At 46.1% G+C, this 26,647-nt stretch carries 24 protein-coding genes; 11 read left to right on the top strand and 13 right to left on the bottom strand.

All coding sequences use genetic code 11. From position 1 onward, the window contains the following. The first annotated feature begins 22 nt into the window (after positions 1–22). The 3 genes from METPAY_RS07180 (at position 23) to METPAY_RS14215 (ending at position 2,476) form a co-directional block, all read left to right on the top strand. A complete protein-coding gene (locus METPAY_RS07180) occupies positions 23–457 on the top strand; it encodes a GNAT family N-acetyltransferase (protein ID WP_306413920.1) in 435 nt (144 codons plus the stop codon). Beyond that, positions 447–1,355 (top strand): DUF2156 domain-containing protein, encoded by a 909-nt coding sequence (locus METPAY_RS07175; protein WP_245611561.1) that lies wholly within the window; start codon positions 447–449, stop codon positions 1,353–1,355. The genes METPAY_RS07180 and METPAY_RS07175 overlap by 11 nt, the downstream gene beginning before the upstream one ends. A gap of 245 nt (positions 1,356–1,600) precedes the next feature. Further along, positions 1,601–2,476, top strand: a complete 876-nt coding sequence (locus METPAY_RS14215; protein WP_157199029.1) for a transglutaminase domain-containing protein — start codon at positions 1,601–1,603, stop codon at positions 2,474–2,476. A gap of 547 nt (positions 2,477–3,023) precedes the next feature. On the opposite strand, the gene METPAY_RS07165 is transcribed toward METPAY_RS14215, so the two are convergent. The 6 genes from METPAY_RS07165 to METPAY_RS07140 form a co-directional block, all read right to left on the bottom strand. Further along, positions 3,024–3,422 carry a hypothetical protein gene (locus METPAY_RS07165; protein WP_048150752.1) on the bottom strand — a complete coding sequence of 133 codons (399 nt, stop codon included), beginning with the start codon at positions 3,420–3,422 and terminating at the stop codon, positions 3,024–3,026. Continuing rightward, entirely contained in the window at positions 3,410–4,435 is a 1,026-nt protein-coding gene (locus METPAY_RS07160) for a hypothetical protein (RefSeq protein WP_157199028.1), read from the bottom strand. Before METPAY_RS07160 ends, METPAY_RS07165 begins: the two co-directional genes overlap by 13 nt. A gap of 920 nt (positions 4,436–5,355) precedes the next feature. After that, a complete protein-coding gene (locus METPAY_RS07155) occupies positions 5,356–6,519 on the bottom strand; it encodes an aconitase X (RefSeq protein ID WP_048150745.1) in 1,164 nt (387 codons plus the stop codon). Positions 6,520–6,525: 6 nt separating this feature from the next. After that, positions 6,526–7,767 (bottom strand): UbiD family decarboxylase, encoded by a 1,242-nt coding sequence (locus METPAY_RS07150; RefSeq protein ID WP_048151127.1) that lies wholly within the window; start codon positions 7,765–7,767, stop codon positions 6,526–6,528. Beyond that, entirely contained in the window at positions 7,760–8,311 is a 552-nt protein-coding gene (locus tag METPAY_RS07145) for a UbiX family flavin prenyltransferase (protein ID WP_048150743.1), read from the bottom strand. Before METPAY_RS07145 ends, METPAY_RS07150 begins: the two co-directional genes overlap by 8 nt. A 34-nt stretch (positions 8,312–8,345) precedes the next feature. Then, a complete protein-coding gene (locus tag METPAY_RS07140; RefSeq protein ID WP_048150733.1) occupies positions 8,346–9,551 on the bottom strand; it encodes an HD domain-containing protein in 1,206 nt (401 codons plus the stop codon). Between the two features lie 135 nt (positions 9,552–9,686). Here METPAY_RS07140 and cofD point away from each other — a divergent pair, with 135 nt between their 5' ends. The 3 genes from cofD to METPAY_RS07125 are packed head-to-tail and all read left to right on the top strand — an operon-like array spanning position 9,687 to position 12,493. Beyond that, positions 9,687–10,586 (top strand): 2-phospho-L-lactate transferase, encoded by a 900-nt coding sequence (cofD, locus tag METPAY_RS07135; RefSeq protein ID WP_048150731.1) that lies wholly within the window; start codon positions 9,687–9,689, stop codon positions 10,584–10,586. 48 nt (positions 10,587–10,634) lie between these two features. Continuing rightward, positions 10,635–11,558, top strand: coding sequence for a DUF7544 domain-containing protein (locus tag METPAY_RS07130; RefSeq protein ID WP_048150729.1), 924 nt, complete (start codon positions 10,635–10,637; stop codon positions 11,556–11,558). A 41-nt stretch (positions 11,559–11,599) separates the two neighbouring features. Beyond that, a complete protein-coding gene (locus METPAY_RS07125) occupies positions 11,600–12,493 on the top strand; it encodes a 2-phospho-L-lactate transferase CofD family protein (RefSeq protein WP_048150726.1) in 894 nt (297 codons plus the stop codon). Here METPAY_RS07125 and METPAY_RS07120 read toward each other — a convergent pair. Both METPAY_RS07120 and METPAY_RS07115 read right to left on the bottom strand, forming a co-directional pair. Beyond that, entirely contained in the window at positions 12,458–13,717 is a 1,260-nt protein-coding gene (locus METPAY_RS07120) for a hypothetical protein (RefSeq protein ID WP_048150723.1), read from the bottom strand. The genes METPAY_RS07125 and METPAY_RS07120 overlap by 36 nt on opposite strands. Positions 13,718–13,766: 49 nt before the next feature. Beyond that, positions 13,767–14,216, bottom strand: coding sequence for a universal stress protein (locus tag METPAY_RS07115; protein ID WP_048150721.1), 450 nt, complete (start codon positions 14,214–14,216; stop codon positions 13,767–13,769). A 118-nt stretch (positions 14,217–14,334) separates the two neighbouring features. Here METPAY_RS07115 and aspS point away from each other — a divergent pair, with 118 nt between their 5' ends. Genes aspS through METPAY_RS07100 form a run of 3 tightly spaced genes read left to right on the top strand, consistent with a single transcriptional unit; the run spans position 14,335 to position 17,552 of the window. Further along, on the top strand, positions 14,335–15,624 hold the full coding sequence (aspS, locus tag METPAY_RS07110) for an aspartate--tRNA(Asn) ligase (protein WP_048150719.1): 1,290 nt from the start codon (positions 14,335–14,337) through the stop codon (positions 15,622–15,624). Continuing rightward, a complete protein-coding gene (locus tag METPAY_RS07105) occupies positions 15,621–16,517 on the top strand; it encodes a methionine synthase (protein WP_048150717.1) in 897 nt (298 codons plus the stop codon). The genes aspS and METPAY_RS07105 overlap by 4 nt, the downstream gene beginning before the upstream one ends. A 48-nt stretch (positions 16,518–16,565) precedes the next feature. Further along, positions 16,566–17,552, top strand: a complete 987-nt coding sequence (locus tag METPAY_RS07100; protein WP_245611559.1) for an acyltransferase family protein — start codon at positions 16,566–16,568, stop codon at positions 17,550–17,552. A gap of 831 nt (positions 17,553–18,383) precedes the next feature. Here METPAY_RS07100 and METPAY_RS07095 read toward each other — a convergent pair. The 3 genes from METPAY_RS07095 to METPAY_RS07085 form a co-directional block, all read right to left on the bottom strand. Further along, positions 18,384–19,001: an RAD55 family ATPase gene (locus METPAY_RS07095; RefSeq protein ID WP_048150713.1), complete on the bottom strand. Its 618-nt coding sequence runs from the start codon at positions 18,999–19,001 to the stop codon at positions 18,384–18,386. A 49-nt stretch (positions 19,002–19,050) separates the two neighbouring features. After that, positions 19,051–20,574, bottom strand: a complete 1,524-nt coding sequence (locus METPAY_RS07090; protein WP_048150710.1) for a class I adenylate-forming enzyme family protein — start codon at positions 20,572–20,574, stop codon at positions 19,051–19,053. A gap of 84 nt (positions 20,575–20,658) precedes the next feature. Next, positions 20,659–23,199 (bottom strand): CDC48 family AAA ATPase, encoded by a 2,541-nt coding sequence (locus METPAY_RS07085; RefSeq protein ID WP_048150708.1) that lies wholly within the window; start codon positions 23,197–23,199, stop codon positions 20,659–20,661. A 53-nt stretch (positions 23,200–23,252) separates the two neighbouring features. Between METPAY_RS07085 and larC the strand changes: the two genes are divergently transcribed. Both larC and radB read left to right on the top strand, forming a co-directional pair. Next, the gene (larC, locus tag METPAY_RS07080; protein ID WP_048150706.1) at positions 23,253–24,419 is read left to right on the top strand and encodes a nickel pincer cofactor biosynthesis protein LarC; all 1,167 of its coding nucleotides are present in this window, start codon (positions 23,253–23,255) and stop codon (positions 24,417–24,419) included. A 13-nt stretch (positions 24,420–24,432) separates the two neighbouring features. Beyond that, positions 24,433–25,113: a DNA repair and recombination protein RadB gene (radB, locus tag METPAY_RS07075; protein WP_048150703.1), complete on the top strand. Its 681-nt coding sequence runs from the start codon at positions 24,433–24,435 to the stop codon at positions 25,111–25,113. Here the strand turns inward: radB and dapF are convergent. Further along, positions 25,091–25,951: a diaminopimelate epimerase gene (gene dapF / locus METPAY_RS07070; protein ID WP_048150701.1), complete on the bottom strand. Its 861-nt coding sequence runs from the start codon at positions 25,949–25,951 to the stop codon at positions 25,091–25,093. The genes radB and dapF overlap by 23 nt on opposite strands. 89 nt (positions 25,952–26,040) lie before the next feature. Then, positions 26,041–26,442, bottom strand: coding sequence for an S-adenosylmethionine decarboxylase (gene speD / locus METPAY_RS07065; protein WP_084600732.1), 402 nt, complete (start codon positions 26,440–26,442; stop codon positions 26,041–26,043). Between the last annotated feature and the right edge of the window lie 205 nt (positions 26,443–26,647).

Below are 26,647 nucleotides of genomic sequence, written 5' to 3'. Positions count from 1 at the left end.
AATACCCAGAGAACCGAGCCGGATGAGTAAAATGAAAGATACGAATATTGAGATCTCAATTATAAAGGACTGGGATATCAGTGAGATCGTTGATCTCTACAGAGAGGGGGGATGGTGGAAGGAAGAATGGAATCCCGATGAGATCAAACCGCTGATAGGCGGAAGCTTCCTGTTTGCAGTAGCCGTCAACGAAAAGAACAGGGCAGTAGGTATGGGGAGAGTGATCTCGGACGGTTCATCGGACGGATATGTTCAGGATCTTGTGGTCCATTCGGATTACAGGGGTACTGGTGTCGGCAGTCGCATTTTAAAGACCCTGGTCGCTGAATCCAGAAAACGCGGCCTAAGCTGGATAGGCCTTATTGCTGAACCCGGAACCTCAAAATTTTATGAAAAGGAAGGATTTTCAATAATGGACGATCATATTCCAATGGTTCTAAGGTTCTATGATGATTGATATTAACGATTTCAGGGACGTAACCCTCAAAGATAAAGCTTTTTTCAAAGAATTTTTTTCAAAGTACCCATCCGAACACAGTGACAACACATTTCCGACAATGGTATGCTGGTCTGAATATGCGCACTACAGGTTTGTGAACGTCGGAGGTGCGGTCATTATTTCATCCGAGATCGACGGAGACTATTCGTTCAGGGGGCCTTTCGGAGAATATGACGATTCATTATTGATCGATACTCTGAAACTTGCAAAGGAATACGGAACAGACCACGCATATGAAATATTTGATAAAAATACATTTCTGAAGGTCCTTAAATATATTCCAAAGGACGTAATTGTTCCCGAACGGGATTTCTTCGACTATGTATACGATACCGAACTTCTTGCAGATCTTCCGGGAAAGGATTTTTTCAATATCAGGAAGCAGATCAACAAATTCAAGAATAAATGCAGCTATAAGATCGAGGATATCTCAGATGAAAGCCTTGAAAGCATTCATAAATTCCTCATAAAATGGTGTGAATGGAAGCACTGCGAAGAGAATAGCGTCCTGAATTACGAGATGAACGCCCTCCAGTATGCAGTGGATCATTACAGGGAACTGGAGCTTTCCGGGATAATTATCAAAAACGAGGAAGACATTATTGCCCTTTCGATCTTTGAAGAATTGAACCCAGACAATATTGTGGTTCATTTTGAGAAAGGACTCCCAAAATGCAGCGGGAGCTATAAAATAATCAATAATGAAACTGCGAAAAATCTCAAAGGAAAATATAAATTTATCAACAGGGAATCGGACCTCGGTCTGCCCGGTCTAAGGGAAGCCAAGATGAGATACCACCCTGATCACTTTTCAAAAGTGTATGTTGTGAAGGCAGAGGATATTCCGGATTTTTAATATAAATCAACTCTTCACCTTTTAAGATCCAAGTTCATCACTTTGATAACCTGCCGATGAGCTATCCCAAAAATGAGGATCAATAAAATAATCACACAGAGATATAATTTGCATAAATTAGCAGTCTGTCTTTTTAATCAGTAAAAAGAACTTAGAAGAAAATGCTTATTTCAACAAAATGCACCGATTTATTTCAATAAATCAATTTAGTAAATTATATCGCTAAAAATAAAATATATTATTTCATGGCAAAACGGGATCTTTTTTTAATTATTATCGTAATATTTGGAGTTATTTTCATAACAGGATGTACTTCTAACAGTTCAAATGACGAGTCATCTGCCTCAAGTAAATTAGACATTTCCAAAATGGATCTAACAGGTAACGAAGACAGGGCAAAAAAAATCTCCGAAGCTATGGATATAGCAAATCCTGAGACCCGAGATGGAGCTTTAAGTTTAATAAAACACTCCAGTACAGGTGATTATAACCCCAATCAAATTATTGATATTTGGAACTCCGTTGTTACCCACTGGACTTATGTAAATGATCCTAACGGTCTGGATTATCTTTCCCCCGCAAGTCGTACCACAAAACTTGGCTATAAAGGAGATTGCGATGACTTCGCAATACTAATTGCATCGTATATCAAAGCAATTGGTGGTGAGTCAAGAGTGATCTTAGTGCATAACGAGGATGAAGGTGGCCATTATTATGCAGAGGTTTATGTTACCTCTAAAGATCAGCTTGATAATTATATTAACTCAATAAAAAAGAGATATAACGACGCCAGATCATTTTATTATCATGCCGAACAAAAAAATGGCAAAACTGATTATTGGCTAAATCTCGATTGGTCAGGATCAAGGCCCGGTAGTAAATTCTATTATAATGATGATGATTCCTATTATGCATATTATTCAGATGGTACCTATAAAAAAGTCTATAAATCAAACGAAAAATGTTATTGGGAACTTCCTACAACAAAGTCAACACCTAAACCTACTCTAGATTTAAGTAAATTAGATTCCCCAACACCAAAACCTACCTTAGATCTAAGCGCTCTAAAAACACCGACTCCTAAGCCAACATTTAGTATGAGTGATTTGCTGGCTATGTAAATACTTACACTGTTCAAAAATCATGCATATGTGAAATGAGAAAGAAAGTGTTCTTTTTCATATTATATCCTTTCCATAAAGCCGTTTGAGAAAACCTGGGATATGATCCTCCGGGATCATACTGTGATACAAAGGTCCAAAAAACCGGCAATTTGAGCTTATTTTGCCCTTTTGACCGGCGTTTTAGAGTATGATTATAAAAAACGCTGTTCTGCCGTTTTTTTAAGGATTTAAGCCCGGATCACATCGAAATAACGGCACGAGAATGACCTCTTTTTTTCAGACGATGTTTATATCGAAGAGGAAGGAGATCGTGGAATCTCAGGCTTCTGTGTGGATGTAAAAGATCGTAATTCCCGCTGTTTTCATCCCCTATTTATGCTTTACTTTACAATTTGACGATTGTCTGAAGATCAGATCAATCCAAAAATCTCACAGAAGATCTAATTTCAGTTACTTCCATAAAACTTCGTCACCCGGTACCCCTCCAAAAAAAGTAAATCCTATTTAATAAATTTCAGTTTACATTCAGTGAGGACGATTAAAATTATGATTTGCAACCCGGTATATAAGACGGATATGGCTGATATACCGAATAGATCATACATGAATTATTTACTTCAACATACATCCTCGGGCTTGACAAACAAGTGCCAGCTTCCGAGTCACTCAGGTGAAATCCAATCTGGATCAAATTCTTATCTTTTTCATCATAACTTACTCTGGAGAATTTGATTGAATCAATGCTTTTATTCTCTAAAAATTCGATAACTTCCGGGTCATCGAGCGCCACATTCAGGGCAGTAAGATCTGTTGCATTTGCCGGAGTTGCATTTACAAAAGCCTCTTCACCATGATCGGATTGTACAGGGAGAAAATATCCAGCCAACAATCCTACAAAAAAAGTTATGATAAGGATAGGTATCCATTTTTTTACGGTATCCATGATTTCACCTGGTAAGCCTCAGACCACCACGGGACAAGAAAAGGATATTCCAATTGTGGCGTTCCTGCAGAACAATCAGTTGTTAAATGTTTTTTAGTAAAATCGGGGATGTTTCCATTCCACCATAGAGTATTGGAATTATAACTGGTAAAAAGGTATGAGTCACATAAATATGATTCAGAGACTGAATTAAAAGTATTTCCATCGAAAGCAAAATACTCATGGTTTTCATCCACATCACCATAACAAAACGGTACATACCCCGTTCTAATTACCGATCCCTGCCATGACAGTATATATGGATAACCCTCAGATGTCGATGATGTGCTAATATAAATCTCAAAATTATAGTCCCTAAATCCGCTTGTGAATGTTCGATGAGCAATATATTTCTCATCTCCATAAGCGGTACTGTCATAAGTATAAACTACATATTTTGATGGATCTCCACCTACTATTGCAGAGGATATTTTGGCTACTCCAACCTCTATCCACGTATCAACTCCACTAATTTTTTTTCCAATATGGGATGTGAGATAATGACAGACTGTTCCGTCGGAAGAAACCTCCAAATACCCCGGATGATTATTCCCATTGATTCCATTATAGTGATAATCATCAATGCGGGCTCCCGCGTCTGCCTGTACCTGAACTGTTTTTAATGAATTGGCTTTATCCATACTTTCTGAGATAGATCTATATTTATGCAACTGGTTTAGGATCTCAGAAATCTTTTTGCTCTCGGTCTCAGTCATTCCATCCAGATATGTTACTTTCGGCATTTTTTCTATCATTTCCGAGATTTCTGTGTCACTTAATCTGTCTCCTTCTTCATCTAAAAGATACGGACTTCTTTTTAATTGCGTATCGATTCCTACTATGTCTCCACCGGAGGAGAAATTTTCATTTAAATTATTTTCAGATTCAGCGCTAACGACCGGAACGAAGATCGCACCGGCGAGTGCCACTACCAATAGCAGGCCAAGGGCCGGCATACCGGATTCTGTTTTCATTTTTTCATCTCTTTTCAATTTTAACAACCGGCGTGCAAACTTTAATCCGCAATAAAGCTGACAATAAGCAATTCCGGTGGAATAAATCCATATATACTCCTAAAAAGAAGGATTGTGAATTCGAGCATAGAATCCTGCTCCTTCTACACTGGAGATTTAACCAGATTTATAAAAGGTTTTTAGGGGAGCAACACTCCTCATCCGCCTCTGGTTGAAAATATAATGTAAGTCTATATACCAGTTTTCACCATGCTCTTGAACAATCCCTTCGGAAGTCAATAGAAAAAACTTAATCGTATTGTTATTTGATGATGCATTATCTACGGGAATCGGTTTTCATACGTTTTTTAGAGAGATCACAAGCATACAATTATTGATTTCTTCTGCGCGTGTTTACTGGTATAAACGAGAAACAGTTTTCAATCTTTTGATCCTCAAAGGCTCTTTGATCAGACTCCCAATCTAATCATCCGGAGTGTCCTACTTATTTCCGCAAAATGAATGTCACCCAAAAAACTCCAATTTGAGCTTATTTTGCTCTTTTGACCAGTGATTTTGAGGGTGGATCCCAATAACGCCAAATATATCGACTATATTGGGATTAAAGCCAGAATTGCATCGATATAACGGCACGTGATTGCCCTGTTTTTTTCAGACGATGTTTATATTGAACAGGGAGGAGATCGTGGAATCTCAGGCATCTGTGTGGATGTAAAAAATGGGTTTTTCGCCGTTTTCATGGCTTATTTAAACTTTACTTTATAATTTAGCGGCGGTTTGAAACAATTGCTCTTCAAAAAATATTCACCGGACAATATCTTTGCAAAGGGGATCATTATCAAAAAAATGTAAGCTCGCCAACTCCGGCAAAAACAAGAATCCGGAGATTCATTTAAACAGGATTCCTGCAAGTCCGTTATTTATCTCACGGCCTCTTCGATGCACTCTTCAAGGCTTCCCAGTCTTGCCTCGGCGCCACACATATTCGGGACATAGGCAAAGGCCTTGCCGGAATCGACCATTATCGTATCGAATTTATCCATCGCAGGAGATACCACGATGCAGGTATCCTCGATAACCTTTGCTCCGGTCTTTTGAATCTTCGAGACTATACCGGCGTTTGCATCCTTCACGCCTTTCGACGAGAAAATATAGAGAGGTTTTTTCACCTTTCGGCCCGCGAGAAGATCTGAAATTTTTGCAAGCTCTTCAGCCGAGCAGTGAGGGCACCCGACGGCCACCGCATCGATCTCCTTTTCCTTAAACAGCGATTCGATCTCGGATGCCTCTATCACGATCTTTTCCGAAGGCTCCGGAGCAAATGTCGGCAGTCTCGCCTCAGGGGTTATCCCCTTTACATGATACAGCGCGACTGCGCCGGTCGCCGCCATCGCTGCCCCGAGAGCTTTGAGCTGGTCTCTCGATGCGCGTATATTCGTAAAGTACGGTATCCTGTTTCCAACCTCCTTCCCTGCAAGATATCCTATAGCACCGAAATGCCCGGCGTGAAGAGCATTCGAATCCTCGACCTCAACAGTAACCTGAGGCATACGGTTTTTGAACAGGTGCAGCCCATACTTGGGAGTTTTGCCGATAATTGCCGCTGCAAGTGCGGACGGCCCTCCCTCGCGGTTCGTCTTCGCGCCGATAACCGAGTTGACATAAGAGACCGCAGATGATTCGGACCATGCAAGATGATCCTGCATCGTCAGGTTCGTATAAAGATAGTATGGCGTACAGGTGCACTCCATCTTCACGCCAAGCTTCCGGTATGCATCCATTACTGCCAGCTGCTTATCTGCAAACTCCTTTGAGATCCCGATATCGCGCCAGTTGTCACGGGGCATTCCGACCGGATTTAGGACAGAAAGAACAGCAACTCGTGCATCAAGATTTCTCAGCCATTCAAGTCCCCATTCGCCTATTGTCTTATACGACGCTCCGCTTATCTGGGCACTCGTTATCGGCACAAGCTCCTCCGCCCCGAAGACCTTCCCCAAGGCAACGAGGATCTCCATCATCTTCTGTCTTGTCTCGCCGTACTCCCCGGCTAAAATATTTTCATCTTCCCTGTCAAGCTGCATGTGTTATCAATCCCACCCGGCTCTAACGAAATTCTTTTCTTCTCCCATAACCATCGTTGCATCGACTCCGACTTTTACATTTGTACCGTCACCGATCCTGCACGGATCGAGCGAAGAACCCCTGGCTCCTTCGATAACCATAAGGTCCCGGTCACCCCTGACACGGGTCGCGATTGCGTACTCGACATCCTCCATATCGTATATATCGATGTCCTCGTCAACGATTACGACATGCTTCAGCGAGGTATGTGCGGCAAATGCGGCCATAATCGCATTCTTCGCATCTCCCTGGGTATTCTTCCTCACCTGGACAACGCCGTGCAGGTACCCACAGCCGCCTGTTGTGAGCGATACATTCCTGACTGTCGTCACCTCTCCGACGGCACGATAGATCTTCGGCTCATATGGCATCCCCATCAGGAGCTTATGCTCGTTACCCCCCGGGAGAATCCCGTGGAAGATCGGATCGTTCTTCAGGTGCATACCTGTAAGCTCGATAACAGGGGCGGGCCTTACGGGATCGTAGGTCCCCGTAATATCGACAAAGGGGCCCTCGTCAGCTTTATCCACGGTGATATAACCTTCGAGGACTATCTCGGCATCGGGAACATGAACGCCGTTTTCACACTCGAAGACATCCATCTCCCCGCCGGATAATTCAGCGGCATACCCCAGTTCTTTTCCGGTCGGAACACGGGTGCACGATGCAAAGGTAACCCGCGGATGCGTTCCTATGGTTATAGCTACGGGCAGGCGATCGCCGTTTTCAAGTGAAGTTCTTAAGAGATTGTACGTATGCCGGCCTTCAACAAGTCTTGCGGCCAGTCTTTTTTCGTCGAGAACAAGCATTCTGTGAATCGATGCATTCGTGATTCCGCCGTATTCTGAAAAGACAACTGCAGAGGTAAGATACCTGCCTGCATCAAGAGGGTAATGGCGCATAACCGGAAGACTGAAGAGATCAGGCGGATGCATATTGAGCTGCCCCGCATTATTCACAACACCGTCGTAGCCTGCCGACGCAAGGCTCCTTACGACATCCTTCTCATCATACCCGAGGGCAAGCGATATCGCCTTCCTCGATGCAGTAACGTTCATCACACCGCGGTGGACCTTGTCAAGCTTATGGAAGAAGAGAAGCTTATCGGTCGCAGCCGCCATTTTAGGCGCTTCGTATACCGACGAGACCTCTTCCTCTACATCGACTACAAGATCCTTTTCCCTCATCAATTCTATAAAATCACGCATCATATCCACTCCATCGAAATCCCAGATCGTGTTCGACTCCCAGGTGATCGAGAGCTCTTGCGACGACCATATCGACAAGATCTTCGATCTTTGTCGGTTTCATATAAAATCCCGGGGCCATCATCATTATCGTCGCACCTGCTTCATCCGCATCCAGCATATTTTTGAGATGAATTCTTGAAAGCGGCATCTCCCTCGGCATCAGGAGGCATTTCCTTCTCTCTTTGAGGCATACGTCAGCTGCACGTGTGATCAGATTTTCAGAGTAGCCGGAACTGACAGCCGCAAGCGTCTTCATGCTGCACGGGCAGATTATCATTCCCTCATAACGGAAAGAGCCGCTTGCGATATCGGCGAACATCTCGTCCTCTCCGACGTATACTCCGTTAAAACCCGAGAGATCGACACCTTCGTATTCCGCTATCTTCTTTGCAATATCCGATATGATGATATGGACCTCTCCCTTCTCGGTAAGAACTTCAAGAAGCCTCTTTGCGTACGCCATCCCGCTGGCGCCGGTTACTGCTACTACATATCTCTTCATGGGGTGTACTCTCCAAATCTGGTTGAACGGATCATTATATATTTAGCTTGTTCTGCTTAGTAGGTTTACTAATATTCAGGATTTCGGTCGCCGCACTCTCCACTGCCCTGCGATACTCAGGGAGAGTATATACTCCCATTCTCCACTGGATTCTTCTCGTGTCGTTGAGAGTATTTAGCAAAGGCGACATCTCTTCGAGCGAGACCAGATCATTCCTGTTCTCGACCATAACGTCTATCGACATGGGAGACGGAAACGACGGAATATCCACCAGGACGAAATCTTCATTCACTCCCGCGGTCTCCGCGATCTCTGTGGCAATTTTTCTCTCGTCTATCGAATCTGAGCTTCTCAGGACTGACGACATCCGAATCTGGTCCAGACCGACATAGATCGATCGTTTGTAGAGGGATCTCCTCATCAGGCTCTTCATGAGAGTTGAAGCGCTTTCGGATTCGGAATTCATGAGCTCGACAGAGAATGACCCGTCATCCATGGACAGGAGTTCATTTGCCCGGTCGCTCCCGGTGACTTCCAGGTGCCTGACTGCCGCCGCTTTGACCATCGATTCCGCAATCCTCGAGACATGGTGGAAGTATATAGTAGGCCTCATCAAAGTCCTGGCAATAAGAAGCGACTCGGCTGCAATAATTCCGGTGTCCTTCAACGCAAGACCGTTTTCAGAGAGAATCGTGCTCTGTATAAGCCTCTGTGCATCAACCGTACCGTAAGGAACGCCTGTATAATGCGCATCCCTCATCAGGTAGTCCATCCTGTCCACATCCAGATCGCCATGAATAATCCCGGCCAGCTTATGCTTACCTTCGATCATCCGGCAGATCTCGGACGGGTCAAGCCCGATCTTTTCGACGGCCCCGGATATTTCAGTCTCACGGAGCATATGCTCCACTTCATGATGGCTTCTTCCAATATACTCCTCGATCAGCGGTTCGGTTGCATGCGAGAAAGGCCCGTGACCGATATCATGCAAAATCCCTGAAACCATCGAGAGAAGGACATCATTATCATCGAGCTTCAGCCTTTTTGCAAGAATTCCGGCAAGGTGCATCGTCCCGAGGGAATGTTCGAAACGTGTGTGGTTTGCTCCGGGATACACCATATCCGAAAAGCCGAGCTGCCTGATGTGCCTGAGCCTCTGAACCTGCGGAGAATCAAGTAAAGGGAGAATTTTTTCATTTACGCTGATATAACCGTGAACAGGATCCTTTATCGTCTTCATCCGCTTTCTACATTTTAAATGATTTATATAATCAGATATAATTATTGGAACAATTGCCCCGAAATCGAAGAAATCTCATCCGGGCGGGGTCGCTATTAATGCCATTTATATACCAATTCTTTTAAATATTCACTGATGAAAGTTGCATTCCTCTCCGGGGGGACAGGGACTCCAAAACTTATCAGGGGGTTTCGAAATCACCTGAGCGACAGTGATATCTCCGTTGTTGTTAACACAGCGGAGGATATGTGGATATACGGGAGCCATCTCTCGCCCGATATCGATACGGTGATGTATCTCTTTGCCGGAATCCTGAATACCGATTCCTGGTGGGGCATAAAAGGCGATACTACAATAACAAATGACACCCTGAAAGATCTAGGAGAAGATGTCTATCTCACGCTCGGCGACAGGGACAGGGCGTTAAATATTGCAAGGGCACGGATGCTTAATTCAGGGATAACCCTTACCGGAGCGACCAGGGAGCTTTGCAAAAGACTCGGAATCAAAGCCAATATTCTCCCGATGACCGACTCTGAATATACGACATATATAAAAACCGGCGATTTACTGATACATTTCCAGGAGTACTGGGTAAAACACCGTGGAAACCTGGACATCGAAGAGGTCGTAAGAGTCGGAAACGACCAGGTCTTCGGGACAAAAGAGACAATAGATACCATCAATAATGCCGATCTCGTAGTAATCGGGCCTTCGAATCCCGTAACGAGCATCTCGCCGATCCTCGAATGTTCGGGTGTAAAAGATGCGCTGAAGGAGAGTTTTGTAGTCGCAGTCAGCCCTTTCATAGGTAATGAACCTGTGAGCGGACCTGCGAAGGCGCTTATGGAGGCCTGGGGGATGACGCCCGATTCTGCAGGAACATATGAGCTGTACAGTGAATTTACAGACCTTTTTATCCAGGACATCAGGGATACAATAACACTCGAAGGCGGAGTAAAACTCGACACCCTGATGAAAAACGAAGATGTCAGTTCGAAACTTGCCGGAGAGATCATATCCAGGGTCTGCTGAAATATCCCTATATAACTTATTTATCTGCAAAACTCAAACTATTCGCATATGGCGGATTATTATGCATTCTCAGGTATTGATGATGCAATAGAAAAAACGAAAAGCCTGTTGTGGCCGTTCAACTGGAGCATATGGTGGAGAATCGCTGTGATCTCCCTTTTTACAGGGTACTTCGGGGGGATCAACTTCCCGTTCTCCTCAAATACATATTCGCAACCCTTCGACTCCACACAGGCCTTTACAGGAATGCCGGGACTGCCCGAAATCATAATATTGCTGATCGCGGCAGTACTCCTGATAGCAGTCGTATTTGCATTTCTTTCAAGCATATTTCAGTTTGTATTCGTCAGGTGCCTTTCTGAAAACGAATTCACACTGAAGAAATTTTTCGTTGAAAATATCGGTCGCGGACTGAGGCTTTTTGCTTTCTGGATAGTATTAATTCTCGCATCTATCGCATCGGTTCTTGCATTATTCATATTTGCACTAGCCGCAGGAGGAGCTCTTTCCGTACTGATGATAATCCCGGCAATCGGTATTTTTCTCCTTATACTGTTACTGGTAGCAATAATCGCCCTCTTTACCAGCGACTTCGTTGTTCCCATTATGATCAAAGACGATTGCGGGGTTATCGAAGGCTGGAAAAAATGCTGGGGTGTTTTAAGAGCCAGCTTCTCGCAGTCGCTGGTATACCTTGTCATGAGAGTTGTCATATCGATTATCGTTGCAATTATCCTGGTCATTATTTCAGTTGTAGTACTTCTTCTAATCGGCATACCGTTCCTTGCCTTCTTTATATTTTCAGGAGCGGTGTTCGGCCTGAGTCCCCTTAATATTACATTGCTTATACTGTTCCTGATTATTGCAATCCCGGTACTGCTTATCATCTGCGTTCCCTTCAACACTTTTCTCAGGGTCTACTCTCTGAAGGTGCTCGGGAAGATGGATGAGAGATATAACCTGGTCGAATAAATTTGAAAACCTATTTTATTTTTATCACCAACATATAACCGATGATTACCGTCCTTTCAGGCGGAAGCGAGTCACTAAAACTGATCCGTTCAATGAGGCATTTTCTTGACGACGATGAAATTGCGGTCATCGCCAATACATCCGATGCCCTGTGGATGGAAGGGACACTTGCCTCTCCTGATATCGACGACCTGATCTTCCTCTTCTCCGGGATTCTCAATACTACAAAATGGCATGGAATAAAAGGCGATACATATTCGACATGCCTCTTCTTCAGGAAATATTTTGAAGATGAAATTACCGGTGTCGGAGACAAGGAACGAGCGGTACATATTGCCCGGGGAAGATATCTCTCGGAAGGAATCTCAAGTACGCAGGTCACAAAAGAGATCTGCGGGAGATTCGGGATCTGTTCCGCAATACTTCCTGCAACTGACAACTTCATGGGGCTCCGGTGCAAAGTAGGGGATGAAACGATATCTCCCCTGAATCTGAGACAGAGATTCAGCGGAAATGAACTGGATATTATCGGGAGCATAGACCTGGAATACTATAACGAACCGGTTCTGACGAAGGAAGCATCTTCGGCAATAAGGGAATCCGACGCAGTAATTATCGGCCCGGGATCTCCCATGACATCCGTTCTTCCGATAATCGCCTGCAGGGGAATCAGGAACCTCCTGCTTGAAAATTTTACTATAGCCTTTGCTCCGCCTTTTCCGAAAAATGATTCCGGTTTGGCTTTATCCAATTATAATAAAATTGTCAGGATCTACACAGATCTCTCTGAACTGCTTGTACAGGACAATCTGGAAGAAGATCGGATTGAAGGAGCGATGCTGCTCAATACAAAGATGACTTCCAGGCACTCCGCCGAATCACTTGCATGGGATCTAATGTCAGTTATCAGAAGCCATGGAAAGCAGACTGCTTAGATAATCGAATGCATCCAGCAATGCATCTCCAATCATTGACAGGATCTGTATCGCACTTCCCAAATCCACTTCAGAATGGATGATTTCATCCACACTGCCAAGATCGCTGTCTCCCCCGAAATCAGGTATCAGTTTATCGAGATCTGATGACGAACCGGATGTGCTCGTTGCTGTTGCCGACGATGTCGATGACTTTGTCGATTTCGTCGACGTCGCAGTTGCCGTTGCCGCCAAGGTGGGCGACTTCAGATCGAGATCTTTGTTCAGGCTGACTGCATAATCATATCCCTGTTCAGCCTTTGATTCGGACTGCTCTGCATAATCCCTTGCAGAATCATAGTCATCAAGGCTGAATTTATCTTTTGCAAGAACAAGGAGCGTTTCCGCATTATCAATATACGACCGGATTACCCAGACCCTTGAATCACCGGAGAGACCTTCATCCTCGTATTCCGAGATCATGCCATTAACAATATCTATCGTGGATTCCGCCTGTTCGATCGAGAATTCAGCCCATGCAACATCGGTAAGGGAGTAACTCTCATCAATATACGTTTTTGCCGAAGAAAGGAGGATACTTGCAGCAGCCGAATCCGAATCTTCAGCCTCTTCAATGGCCGCAGATGCGTCATCATATTTCTCCTCTGCCGAACCGGTATCAACACCAAGCCCGGACTTTTCATCGATGTAGCTCTTTAACGATGCAAGTTCACTCCTGCGGGTTTCAAGAATTCCATCGATATCGGAAGGATTCACAATAGTCGCTTCAACAGTCTCTTCATCGACTCTATCGCCGGTATAATCATACCAGGTCGCCCTGATAACCGTATAGTTTCCGGTCGACGAGACCCCGGGAACCGTTCCGTTAAGGGATATTTTAACCACAGATGAATACGAATGGTCATAATAGAGTTCAAAACCGCTTAAACTAACATATCTGCCGGTGTATGACGGAAGGTCATGCGATACGCCATCGATCAATATCGATAACTTCCATTTCGGGCTGAGCAGATCCGTATACAACTGGAGGCTCTCTTCATCAGATTCGAAATCATAACTTACCGAATAAACTGCAGTGGCACTCTCACCCGGGGTGAGGATGTTTCCGGGAGATATTGCGCCCCAGACTCCAAGTTCGTCGTCAGCCAGACAGGGAGCAGCAAGACAACAGAGGCTTAAAAATATTAAAAGGGATATTGCAACTTTATTTGAGAAATCCGGCATATTTATGATAATACTCTGAGCAGATTGGATAAATCCTTTTCCATAACAATCAGTTTCTGACAATTATCGTCGTTATATCAGAATGTTCAACCACCGAAGAACTGACACTTCCGAGGAAGAACCTGTCGAGACCGCTCTTCCCGGAAGAACCTACAATAATCAGATCCGCCTTAATCTCCTCTGAAAAACCGACGATCAAATCCCTTGGATCACCGATCATGAAATGAGTAATAATGCCGACTTCTTCATCGGATGCCACCTCTTCAGCGTGTGAAAGAACTTTTTTCGCTTCTTCCTCCATTACTTCGTGGTAGGCATTTGGACTTCCTTCCGGGGTGGATACACCCCTGTCATAGATCATATTGTGCGTCACGACATGATGAACTACATAGAGTGCGTGCAGTTCGGCATTATGGATCCTTGCCTCATCTACTGCTACGTGCAGCGCGTTTTCAGAAAACGGCGATCCGTCCAGTGCAACCAGTATTTTTTTGAACATAATTTCACGCAATTAATCTTCGGATCTCCACTTTTAAAAGATTATTGCAACACGTGACAAAGAGGGGATGTGAAAAGCAAAATAAAACTGAAGTTACATACCTTAATGCAGAATTTATATGCGTAAATATTTAAACGAGGTAACACCGGAAACGGAGACTGCAAAAGTCATTGGCTGGGTTCATGAAATACGCGACCTTGGTGGTCTGAGCTTTTATATCCTGAGAGACAGAACGGGTTTTCTCCAGGCTACGATAGTCAAAAAGAAGGCTCCCGAAGCGGTACTCAATGCTGCCAGGGATGTTTCCAGGGAATCGGTCGTAATGGTCTCGGGTATTGTAAAGCCCACCGAGAAGGCTCCGGGCGGCCGCGAATTAATTCCAGAGGAATTCGAGATCATAAGCAGGGCCGAAACACCCCTCCCTCTCGATGTTTCTGAAAAGGTTCTGGCAGAAGTGGATACCAGGATCGACAACAGGTACCTCGATGCAAGAAGACCCAAAATCAACTCCGTCTTTTCAATCAGGAGCAATGTCACAAGAGCATTATATGAATTCATGTTCAGCGAGGGATTTATAAACATAACGACCTCAAAGATCGTAGCTGCCGCAACCGAAGGCGGGACGGAGCTTTTCCCGATCGCCTACTTCGATAAGGAGGCATTCCTCAACCAGAGCCCGCAGCTCTACAAACAGATGATGATGGCGGCCGGATTCGACAAGGTGTTCGAGATAGGACCAATATTCAGGGCTGAAGAGCACAACACGACAAGGCACCTGAACGAAGCTACATCGATAGATGTCGAGGTTTCGTTTGCCGATCACAACGATGTAATGGAGCTCCTGGAAAAGGTCATCATCGCAGCATACAGCGCCGTCGAGAAGAACTGCCAGAACGAGATCGAGACACTCGGTATTGAATTCGAAGTCCCGAAGACTCCGTTCCCCAAAATTACATACGCAGAGGCAATAGACATCGCCGCGATGTCGATCGACGAGGAGATCAGCTACGGCGACGATCTTTCGACAGCCGCAGAGAGAGCGATCGGCGACGAGATGGGAGAGCACTATTTCATTACCGACTGGCCCACGTCCATCAAGCCCTATTACGCGATGCCATATGAAGACGAGCCGGAGATCTGCAAGGCGTTCGATCTCATGCACCCGAAGATGGAGCTTTCAAGCGGTGCACAGCGTATCCACCAGCACGACCTTCTTGTGGAGCAGATCAGGGAGAAGGGATTGTCGCCCGACAGTTTTGAATTCTATTTGAAACCCTTCAGGTACGGAATGCCCCCGCACGCAGGATGGGGTCTCGGTATGGAGAGACTTATTATGACCATGCTTGATCTGCCCAATATCCGCGAGGCAGTACTATTTCCGAGAGACAGACACAGACTTACACCATGAAGATAATGGCCAAACCGCTTCCGACGACTGTCGTCGGAAGCTATCCTGCAGTTAAGGCGAAAGGGTTCAAATCATTACTAAACCCGGAGAAGGAAGCGCTGGAGACTGCGGTATCCGACCAGATAGAGGCGGGTATCGACATCATCTCCACCGGCCAGGTCAGGGGAGACATGATCTCGACGATAATCTCAAAACTTCCGGGCATCAGCGGCCAGGAGGTCAAAGGGCTTATAAAACCTGCAGCAGGCCCTATTACAGTCTCCGACACAAAATACGCAGTTTCAAAGCACGGGAAAGTCAAGGCAATGTTTGCCGGTCCTTCCACTATTGCTCACGCCTTAAAGATCAAGACCCCGATGTACAGGGACAGGGACGAGATCATTCCGGATATCACAAGTGCGCTCGTCCGGGAAGCCGGATACCTGCAGGAAACAGGAATTACGATACTCCAGATAGACGAACCGATTTTGTCTACCGGAATTGCCAATATGAACACGGCATATGAATCAATCAGGTCGATTGCCGGCTCCCTCAGGGTGCCAACCTGTCTTCATGTATGCGGAAATATCGGGAGTATAATAGACATTCTCCTGAAGATGCCGGTAGATATTATCGATCTCGAGTTCGCAAACAACCCTGACAATCTCGAGACGATCTCAAAGAATGAGATTCACGATAAGATCATAGGATACGGAGTGGTCGATTCTGCAGATACAAATATCGATTCTGTAAAAACCATTATCTCAAGGATAGAGAAAGGTGTCGACTTATTCGGGCCTGAAAGATTATTAATCGACCCGGACTGCGGCCTGAGAATGCACGAAAGGGCCGTCGCCTTCGGAAAACTCAAAAATATGACAGAAGCGGCAGAGACAGTACGCATTCAGTTATAACCGGTTATAGATAATATGGATGTAAGATATACAAACAATTTTGATTTTTTGAGGTTTTTTGCGGCTGCGTCCATAATATTTTCACATTGTTTTGCCCTGTACCTCGGTTATTCTAATGTATTCCTCTTTGACTGGCACCTGCTGGTCGGGCAGACAGGTCTTGCAATACTTCTTGTGATCAGCGGTTACCTGATCACCCAGAGCTGGGACAAAAAACCCCAGTTAAAACTGTTCCTGTGGAAGAGGGCGCTGAGGATAGTTCCGGGACTGATAATATCCATATCGATGATAATGCTCATCATCGGACCACTGAATACCACTTTTTCAATCCAAGAATATTTCTGGAATCTGACCTCGGTTTCAACATGGCTGGCAGTCCCGTTTTACACCAACGGCGGGGCGATCGGGATCTTTACAAATAATCCGGTGACCTACGTCAATGCACCCCTGTGGACTATCCCGGTTGAATTCAGCCTCTACATTCTTGTAGCTCTTCTCGGGGTTATCGGAATCCTCAAAAAAAGATATATCATGCTCCCGTTCATCCTGCTCACTGCTCTTGCATGGCTCAGTTTTTATGACAGTCCGGTGCTGAACAAGATCCGTTTTGCAATCTATTTCTTTATCGGGTCGTTCCTTTACATGAACAAGGACAAAATTAAGTTCAGGTGGTGGATAGGCCTGATATTGTTAATCCCGATATTTCTGACATTCGGGACAGAATATATGTTCATATTCGCGTTTATTGCCATACCCTATTTCGTAGTACTGATTGCATATGCGAAGATCCCTCATCTGTCCGGGTTCGGAAAATGGGGCGATCCTTCATACGGCATGTATATCTACACATACCCTATCCAGCAGACAATTCTGAACTTCTGGCCGTCTGTTGAGATCTGGCAGCTTATTGCACTCTCCTTCGGGTGTGCAATTCCCCTGGCGTATCTCTCGTGGCACCTTGTTGAAAAGAAGGCCCTGGCGTTGAAAAATATCAGACTGAATTGCAAGTCAGGGAGCAAATCGGAGATTGTATAATTCTAATATGGCTCTTCGCTAATCTGTGCGAGTATAAAAACAAGTTTCACTACTTTTGGCAACCCCCCGCCGCGAGCCGCACAGCAGGCTCACGGATCGGCCCCGGCCTCGGGGCCTCTCAATAGCGATAGCCACTCAGGGGACAGACGAGTATCCCCTGAGCAGCGGGAAGCGATAAATTCATGGCGCGTACAGAATGGAATAAGCTAAGGAAACTAAATTCAACATCCCAAGGGGATCTAAATGGTCTCGATCCGGATTTACAAAAAAGCTCAATTCAACAGCTCAGGGGACCCTTGCCGGTGCCGGGGTTGCCTAAAGGGTCAGGGTCCGGATTTTTATACCAATTTAGGCGTTCCGGCAAAGATATTCATAAGGCTCATCTTCGGCAACCCCTCGCCGCGAGCCGCACTGCAGGCTCGCGGACCGGCCCCGGCCTCGGGGCCTCTCAATGGCGATAGCCACTCAGGGGACAGACGAGTATCCCCTGAGCGGCGAAACGCAGTAAATTCATAGCATGTACAACGGAATCTACCAAAAAAGTTGGCTCATAACTAAAATTCGACAGCCCGGGGGACCCTTGCCGGTCCCCGGGGCGTGCCGTGAGAAGATCATCTCCGGGCAAGGCCCCTGGGTAGGGGCCGTCCGGCGGCCTGGGCCGCCGGTGCCGGGGTCGTCAGAATAGGATCTATAAGAAATACAACAATGTCATGTGAGGATGAGAAAATGCTTCTCATTTTTAAGCAATTGTTTGCTGGTTCTGAACTTATGTGAAAAAGGGTAACATTCCCAAATTATTTGCTCACATGAAACAACGAAGAGCCATTAATATTACACGACCCTGCCGGTCGTCGAAAGTTCGATTCCTTTGTTCAGTATATTATACGGGAACACTCTTTTAGGCAGATCCAACCCTTTAATCTTATTTACCTGAAGATTTCGCTCGACTTCGTTCCCGTGTATGCTGAGATTAAGAGTAAAGATGGTGTCGCAGTTCCTTTTGATTAATATCTCTTCATAAGCTGAATGAATTCCGGTATACATTATAAGAAGAATATTTCCACCCTCTTTCCTGACCTTTCCCGACACTTCATTCAGTAACCCGATGATATCATCAATACCGTATTTTAAAAGCATCGTAGAGAGAGAATCGACGACGACCCATTTACCTGTCATATTCGCTGAAATCTCCCCGGGGTTCATATTCCCGGCGTCTGCCATGCCAGCTTCAACCGCCGAATCAAGCATGAAATATGAACTTTTACCTGAGTCATCTGCCTCCCAGAACTGCTTTGACAATTTTTCAATTCCGGATAGAGGATCACACATTACCAGGATCAGGGAGCCTGCCGGAATGCCCCCGTCAAGCTGAAAATCAAGCCCGTCAATGCCGCTTGAAAGGCTTTTTACTTTGCTGATATCAGGGATCTCCTCTATTCTGTTTGACATCAGTACAAGGTGTGCTTTTAATATTAAAAAGATATTTATAAAAAATACTTCAGTTATTTCCGCAGTATCTCTCTACGAGTTCACGCCGGAGCAGTTTCCATCCGCTGACTCTGGGCAGTGAATCAACGACATAATATTCCCTGGGGACCTTGTATCCCGCAAGACGCGAGCGTGCAAACTCATCCATAGACTTCCTGTCGAAATCGTAACCCTCTTTCATCACAACTGCGGCCACCGGAACCTCACCCCTGTGAATGTCGCTGCACCCGAACACTGCGATATCGTCGACGGCAGGATTTTCGATCAAAGTTTTTTCAACTTCTGTCGGGTATATTTTCCATCCAGACATGACGATCATATCTTTCTTCCTGTCGGTGATTGAGAGCATCCCATCCTCGTCGATATGGCCTATGTCTCCTGTCAGGAACCAGCCGTCAGGCAGAAAAACCGACTTCGTCTCTTCTTCCATTCCCCAGTAGCCGCAGGCAACAGCCGGGCCCCTCAATGCAATCTCGCCGGTCTCCATGTGCTCAAGCTCTGTCGAAGGATCGTTGACATCGACAATCTTCAGCTCGCTGTACCCGACAGGTTTGCCCACGCTCCTGAACTCATCTGCATAGCGATAATCTTCAGGCCGGATTGCAGTGCCTGTTCCGACAACGATAGTTTCCGAAAGGCCATATGCGTTTACAACCGGGATCCTGAAGCGGCTGTAAAACTCCTTCCAGATGGCATGGTGGAGCGGCCCTCCGCCGCTGATCATCTCCCTTGCGCTCTTCAGCCGATCCTCGGTTCCGGGAGGAGTCTTCAGCAGCGAATGGATTACCGGGGGCATACCCGCAACTACGGTCGCAGAATACCTCTCGATAAGATCGATATATTCTTCAAGCTCGAACTTTTCCATTACAACCCAAGTGGCACCGGCTCTCAATGCGGATATACCCCATGAAACTCCCACATGGGCCATAGGGTAGATGCCGAGATAGACATCATCCTCATAATAACTAAGAACATCGCATTCAGCATCCATTGCCGAGATCCAGTTGCCGTGAGAAAGCATTGCACCCTTCTGCTTTCCTGTAGTTCCCGATGTGTACTGGAACTGGCAGAGATCATTGAAATCGCAGTCGACAGGACGGACCGGGCATCCGGCACCGGATACCATTTCATTCCATTCCTCACTGCCCGTAACATAACTAACGACATTCGGACCGTTGGATAACGCTTCTCTTACCGAATCAGAACCACTTATATCGGAGATGATCGCTTTCGCACCTGAATTTTCAAGCATATACCTGACCTCGGCCGGTTTGAGAACAATATTCAAAGGAACTGCAACAGCTCCGATTCTCCATATTGCCAGGTAAAATATTAGATATTCAGGGGATGAAGGAAGATATATGCATACCCTGTCCCCTTTTTCAATTCCCCCTGAAACCAGAATACCCGAGTAGCGGTTCATGGCTTCAAAGAGATCCCCGTATGTCAGGGAGATGTTTTGCGAAGGGCATATGAGTGCCGGCTTATCCCTTAATCTCAGGTTATTATCGATAAATGTGGTGCAATTTGGCAATATTCATCCTCCGACAGAGATTCAGTAAATTCAATGTATATTTTTGTTCATTGATGTAAAAAGATTAATGGATTGAAAAAATAGTTACTGGTATTCGATAGGCTGGACCTGCCGCGGGAGGCCCCCTTTGAAATATGTCCGGATATTCTCGTACTGCTCGCGCAGTCTCTCGTTCATCATAGGATGGACCTTTTTGAGAGCCGATTTGAAATGAGACTCGTCAACAGATGACTTTCCGTCCCTCATCGCAAACATGGCAGCCTCCCTGCACAGCAGTTCAAGATCCGAGCCTACATAGCCGGGACTGAGCGCAGCGATCTTATCGATCAATTCATCCCTCCCCGGATCTTTGAGATACAACGCATTCTTACTTAAAAGATCGACGACAAGTCTCCTTCTTTTATAAACCGGGATTGAAATTGTGCTCTGCTGGTTCTCCGCAACCAGGAATTCCTTCAGTTCATCAGCCGAGACCTGCCTGTTCGGCATGATATCCTTCTTTTTGCTGAGATTTTTAAACGCCTCCTCAAAGAACCTCTCCTCGCCGGATTTCGTCGATTCGATTATCTCGTCGAGAGCTGAACCCTCTATCGGCATGAACCGGGTATGGATCTGGAGAATTCTCTTCCGCGAGGCCTCGTCGGGCTCACCGACATACACCAGGCGATCAAATCTTCCTGCACGAAGCAGTGCGGGATCGATCATATCCGGGCGGTTCGTAGCTCCCATAATGACAACGCCACGCATATCCTCCAGCCCGTCGAATTCTGTCAGGATCTGGTTTACAACACTCTCCATCACGTGCGAATCGGATCCTCTCCCACGCACTGGAGTAAGGGAGTCCAGTTCGTCAAAGAAGATGATGGACGGTGAGACCTGCCTTGCCTTCCGGAAAATTTCACGCACGGCCCTCTCGCTTTCCCCTACCCATTTCGACAACAGCTGGGGGCCCCTTACGGGGATGAAATTCGCACCGCTCTCGTTTGCAACGGCCTTGGCGATCAGGGTTTTTCCTGTTCCGGGCGGTCCGTACAGGAGGACTCCTCTCGGCGGCTCAATACCGAGGTCTTCAAAGCGGCCGGGCTTCGTGAGCGGGTATTCGACAGCTTCGCGCACCTCCTCCTTCTCTTTCTGCAGACCGCCTACATCATTCCAGTGAACATGGGAAACCTCAAGGAATACCTCACGCATTGCACTGGGATTGATATCCTTTAGGGCATTATGGAAATCCTCTACCCTGATCTCCATCGATTCGAGGATCTCCTGTGAGATCTCTTCTATCTCAAGGTCGATATCGGGCAGGTATCTCCTCAAGGCGCGCAACGCCGCCTCCCGTGCAAGTGCTGCAAGATCAGCGCCCACGAATCCTGTTGTAAGAGAAGAAAATTCCTTCAGCAGGTTCTCCCTGCTGCGGGACATCTCACTTTCAAGGCTCTTGAGCTCCTCTTCAAGCTCATCCTTCTCAAGACCCGAACTTTCGTCGATCTTCTTCCTGACCTCGATTATCCTCTTCTCTCCTTCAGTCGGCATCCCGCGTACATGGATTCTCAGAATTTCGAGGCGATCGGATTCATCGGGCGGCCCGATTTCGATCTCCCTGTCAAACCTTCCGGGCCTTCTGAGGGCGGGATCTATTGCGTCAAGACGATTCGTTGCTCCTATTACTACGACCTGGCCTCTCTCCTCAAGGCCGTCCATCATCGTCAGGAGCTGTGCAACAACTCTTCTCTCGACCTCTCCGGTTACGTCCTCACGCCTGGGGGCTATTGAATCGAGTTCATCGATGAAAATTATCGAGGGGGCATTATCCTCCGCCTCGTCGAAGATCTCCCTGAGCCTCTGTTCGCTTTCGCCGTAATATTTGGATATTACTTCAGGCCCTGCTATTGAGATGAAATGCGCACCGCTCTCGTTGGCTACGGCCTTTGCTATGAGTGTCTTTCCAGTCCCGGGAGGACCATACAGCAAAACCCCTTTAGGCGGATCGATCCCGAGCTTCCTGAAAAGTTCCGGATGCCTCATGGGAAGCTCGATCGTCTCCCTTACATCCTGGAGTTCCCCTTTGAGACCGCCGATGTCCTCGTACGATATCAGTTTGATGCCTTCAAATCCCTCGGCAGGCTTGTCTGAAAATTCGACATCGGTCTCCTTTGAAATGATCACGGATTCTTCGGGTTCGATACTTACTACCTTGAAAGCAACGGTTTGGGGCTGCATAAAAGGCAGCCCCGCAAGAACAGGAACCCGGTCACCTTTGCATACCGGGAAATCGATAAGCTTGGTCACAGCATTATTGTAATTTATCGGAAGCTGTTTTGGAAGATCCTCGGGCGGTGCAAGAACGACCCTTTTTGCCGCCACTACATTTTCAACGGCATCGATCTCCACTTTTTCGCCGATGCTGATGCCTGCATTTGCCCGGATGAAACTGTCTATTCTAATCTTATTCTTATTCCAGTCATTGACCATCTGGCGCCATACTTTTGCAACAGTCCGCCTTTTTCCATTTATATATATTAGATCCCCTGGAGAAAGGTGAAGCTGGAGCATTGTTTCGGGATCGAGTCTGGCACGTCCGGTTCCCTGGTCCTCAGGATAAGCGCTGTCGACTTTCAGATTTATCATAAACTCACCTTAACACAAGATATTATGCAATTACGTATAAGTACATGTTACATATGCGTATCCTTGTATTTGATCCCTTTCACGGAGCGGCAGGCGATATGATCACCGGTTCGCTCCTTGACCTCGGCGCAGACAAAGAGAGTGTAATAAAGGCGATGTCCTCGGTTGTTGCGCCGCCCGGGATCGACAGGGTCAAAAGGTGCGGCATATCTGCAATAGGAATTCAAACTAACTCGGGCCATTCGCACAGAACCCTTGAAGAAGTTTTGAAGATAGTCGAAAAAGCCGATGCTCCGAAAGATGCAATAGAGATGGCAAAAAGGGTATTCAAAAGACTGGCGGCAGGAGAAGGAGAGATTCACGGGGAAAATCCTCATTTTCACGAAGTCGGTGCGGATGATGCAATTGCCGATGTCCTCGGCGCCTGTACCGCTTTTTGCTCACTTAATATCGATGCCACGGCAGTCCTGCCCGTTGCAACGGGAAGGGGATATATCAAATCCGCCCACGGAAGTTACCCTAATCCCGCTCCTGCAACACTTGCAATATTAAAAAACGGAAATATTCCTGTAAAAATCACGGATGACGAATCAGAATTGTGCACTCCCACAGGGGCCGCCCTGCTGGCCGAATTCAGATCTAAGGAGATTCCTGACATCACAGGCCCTGTAAAAGCCATAGGGTACGGGGCGGGAAAAAGAGACCCGGAAGACACGCCTAACGTTTTAAGGACATTTATAGTCGAATCCGAAGTTCTCAACCATGACGTAATAGAGATCCTGGAGACAAACGTCGACGATGCAACCGGGGAACTCATCTCGCATGTAATACAGAGGCTTATGGAAGCAGGAGCATCCGATGCGTGTGCAATCCCTGTAATAATGAAGAAAGGCAGGCCGGGATACCTGATGAAGGTGATAAGCAAAAGCCACGATACCCACAGGTTTATTGAAATACTTTCGGAAGAACTGGGGACGCTTGGTATCAGGCACATGCAGAATATACACAGATCGATACTGGAAAGGGAGATCGTAGAGGTCTCCTTCCCCTATGAAAATTCCACGTACAATATAAGAGTAAAAGTTGGGTACATCAATGGCACGCCGGTTACAGTCAAGGCCGAATACGAAGATTTGAAGAAGACTGCCGCTTCCTGCAAACTCCCCCTGAAGACAATAGCACGATACGCGGAAGATAAGGCATTAAAAGAGATCGAATAACCCCGGATGTTCTATGCAGGAAGACAAGATAAGTACAGGATCACCCGAATTCGACGATCTTATCGGGGGAGGCCTTGAAAAAAAAATGATCACCCAGGTATATGGTGAGCCGGCGAGCGGCAAAAGCACAATATGCCTGATGACTGCCATAGAACAGCTAAAATCCGGAAAAAAAGTCATATACATCGATACCGAAGGATTTTCAGTTGAAAGATTCCGGCAGATTGCGGGCGAAGAAAACAGGACACTTGCAGAAGATCTTATAATTTTTGAACCGGTCGATTTCGACCTGCAGGGACTGATGATCGGGGAATGCGACAAATTACTGAAGACCTATACCGGAATAGGCCTGATAGTGCTTGATTCGGCTACGGCATTATACAGGGTTGAGGGAGGGCGATCCGGCGAGAGCCAGAGAAAACTGGGCAGCCAGATGATAAGACTGCTCGGTTTTGCACGCAGATACGACATCCCGGTTCTTGTCTCAAATCAGGTGTATATGAATATTGACCAGAATGCAGTCTCCGGCCTCGGAGGGACATCGCTGAGGCATATCTCAAAGGTAATTGTAAGGCTTGAAAAGAAGAACGGATTAAGAACAGCTGTTCTTGAAAAGCACAGGTCAAAAAAAGAAGGAGATTTTCTGGATTTTATTATTGAAGAGAAAGGAATCAGGCCCATATCCGGCCCGTAAAAACCGTCGCCGCCGGACCTTCCATGAAAGCCTCGTCGTCTTCCAGGTATATTACAAGAGGCCCGCCGACTGTATTCACCTTTACCCTGCTGCCGGTTTTTCCTAACTTATGTGCGACGGCTGCACTTGCAGTCGAACCCGTACCGCAGCTCAGTGTCTCCGATTCAACGCCTCTTTCATATGTACGGACTGATATCTCGTCCTTCCCTGTTATCTGCACGAAATTGACATTCGCACCATTGGGGAACGATTCATGATACCTGATTGGAGGAGCAATCTCTTCGATCGACAGTTTTTCAACCGAATCAACAAAGATGACTGCATGGGGAACACCGGTATTCACCGCATAAACATCATAGCCGTTGATCTTCCTGAGATATTCTCCCTCTCCCTTCGCCGGGATTTCGCTGCACTCAGAGAGCACCTTTCCCATATCTATCTTCGCGATGAATTCATTATTCTCGTTATAGCCGAGTTCCACAGACAGGTTTCCCGCAAGAGTTTCGACTACGCAGTTTTCCGTAATGTAATCGTTGTCATACGCGTACTTTACCAGACAGCGGATACCGTTTCCACACATCTCGGCCTCGCTCTTGTCAGGCTGCAGGATTCTCATCCTGATATTCGCCTTATCCGACTTCGAGAGGAACAGGACACCGTCGGCGCCGATCCCAAACCGCCTGTCACAATAAAGAGCGGCAAACTCGGCCTTCATCGGATCGGGAATTACTTCCCCGTCAGTCTCGTCGATTAGAATGAAATCGTTCCCGTTTCCCTGGATCTTGACGAAAGGGATTACAAAGGCTTCTGATTCGTTATCTTCAGTATTATCCTGCATAAACGACCCTGTTAAAATTACTTCATATCATATGACATAAAGCTGTTATTAACTTTTTTAGGGCCTCTGATAAAAATAGATATTGGAGATTACTCCCTTAGAACAACATTACTTTTTGCTGAATTCGCGCCGAAAAATTTCTTTGCATACTCTACGACGTCTTCGGGATTATATTCCTTGCAACTGAAGACATCTATATATGCAGCATTCGTCGAATTTGCGAAATGACCTGATATCAGCGATGTTTCGATCAGCTGTGTCATTGAATAACCTGCAACCTTGTCATTCGGACCGAAGTGGACAACTTCAGTCTCTCCGAATCTCTTCATGTCGATAAGATCGCAAAGTTCGACAACGAACTGCTTTATTTTTCCTGCATCCCTTATTGTATCCGGGTTGCATCCGTACAGGTCTACGTTTGTGGCGAGACCCCAGGCATTCTCCTCGGAGAATGCATCCCTTGCTTTCTGAGCTTCAACATTCTTAACCATCCGGTTTTTCATCCCTCCGAACAGCACTAATTAGCCAAATATTTAAACTGCGTATAAACGGATAAACCTTTTGCAAGCAACATAAAACCCTCCGTTTTTAAATCCGGATGTTTTAAACCCGCAGAATCAATATTTAGCCAAATAAAGTCCAATATATTGAAATCGGCGCGATTAAAATAGAAATAAATTTATTTTGAACCCCATT

The organism is Methanolacinia paynteri, from assembly GCF_000784355.1.
Classification (GTDB): domain Archaea; phylum Halobacteriota; class Methanomicrobia; order Methanomicrobiales; family Methanomicrobiaceae; genus Methanolacinia; species Methanolacinia paynteri.
This window is presented reverse-complemented; position numbering and strand designations above follow the sequence as displayed.

Excerpts from the sequence above, each read along its gene's own strand:
- METPAY_RS07160 (WP_157199028.1), bottom strand. The coding sequence starts at position 4,435 with ATGAAAACAGAATCCGGTATGCCGGCCCTTGGCCTGCTATTGGTAGTG.
- dapF (WP_048150701.1), bottom strand. The coding sequence starts at position 25,951 with ATGCAGGATAATACTGAAGATAACGAATCAGAAGCCTTTGTAATCCCT.
- METPAY_RS07155 (WP_048150745.1), bottom strand. The coding sequence starts at position 6,519 with ATGCAGCTTGACAGGGAAGATGAAAATATTTTAGCCGGGGAGTACGGC.
- METPAY_RS07095 (WP_048150713.1), bottom strand. The coding sequence starts at position 19,001 with ATGTCAAACAGAATAGAGGAGATCCCTGATATCAGCAAAGTAAAAAGC.
- METPAY_RS07175 (WP_245611561.1), top strand. The coding sequence starts at position 447 with ATGATGATTGATATTAACGATTTCAGGGACGTAACCCTCAAAGATAAA.
- larC (WP_048150706.1), top strand. The coding sequence starts at position 23,253 with ATGCGTATCCTTGTATTTGATCCCTTTCACGGAGCGGCAGGCGATATG.
- aspS (WP_048150719.1), top strand. The coding sequence starts at position 14,335 with ATGCGTAAATATTTAAACGAGGTAACACCGGAAACGGAGACTGCAAAA.
- cofD (WP_048150731.1), top strand. The coding sequence starts at position 9,687 with ATGAAAGTTGCATTCCTCTCCGGGGGGACAGGGACTCCAAAACTTATC.
- METPAY_RS07105 (WP_048150717.1), top strand. The coding sequence starts at position 15,621 with ATGAAGATAATGGCCAAACCGCTTCCGACGACTGTCGTCGGAAGCTAT.
- METPAY_RS07120 (WP_048150723.1), bottom strand. The coding sequence starts at position 13,717 with ATGCCGGATTTCTCAAATAAAGTTGCAATATCCCTTTTAATATTTTTA.
- speD (WP_084600732.1), bottom strand. The coding sequence starts at position 26,442 with ATGGTTAAGAATGTTGAAGCTCAGAAAGCAAGGGATGCATTCTCCGAG.
- METPAY_RS07165 (WP_048150752.1), bottom strand. The coding sequence starts at position 3,422 with ATGGATACCGTAAAAAAATGGATACCTATCCTTATCATAACTTTTTTT.
- METPAY_RS07150 (WP_048151127.1), bottom strand. The coding sequence starts at position 7,767 with ATGCGTGATTTTATAGAATTGATGAGGGAAAAGGATCTTGTAGTCGAT.
- METPAY_RS07140 (WP_048150733.1), bottom strand. The coding sequence starts at position 9,551 with ATGAAGACGATAAAGGATCCTGTTCACGGTTATATCAGCGTAAATGAA.
- METPAY_RS07130 (WP_048150729.1), top strand. The coding sequence starts at position 10,635 with ATGGCGGATTATTATGCATTCTCAGGTATTGATGATGCAATAGAAAAA.
- METPAY_RS07180 (WP_306413920.1), top strand. The coding sequence starts at position 23 with ATGAGTAAAATGAAAGATACGAATATTGAGATCTCAATTATAAAGGAC.
- METPAY_RS07125 (WP_048150726.1), top strand. The coding sequence starts at position 11,600 with ATGATTACCGTCCTTTCAGGCGGAAGCGAGTCACTAAAACTGATCCGT.
- METPAY_RS14215 (WP_157199029.1), top strand. The coding sequence starts at position 1,601 with ATGGCAAAACGGGATCTTTTTTTAATTATTATCGTAATATTTGGAGTT.
- radB (WP_048150703.1), top strand. The coding sequence starts at position 24,433 with ATGCAGGAAGACAAGATAAGTACAGGATCACCCGAATTCGACGATCTT.
- METPAY_RS07085 (WP_048150708.1), bottom strand. The coding sequence starts at position 23,199 with ATGATAAATCTGAAAGTCGACAGCGCTTATCCTGAGGACCAGGGAACC.
- METPAY_RS07145 (WP_048150743.1), bottom strand. The coding sequence starts at position 8,311 with ATGAAGAGATATGTAGTAGCAGTAACCGGCGCCAGCGGGATGGCGTAC.
- METPAY_RS07115 (WP_048150721.1), bottom strand. The coding sequence starts at position 14,216 with ATGTTCAAAAAAATACTGGTTGCACTGGACGGATCGCCGTTTTCTGAA.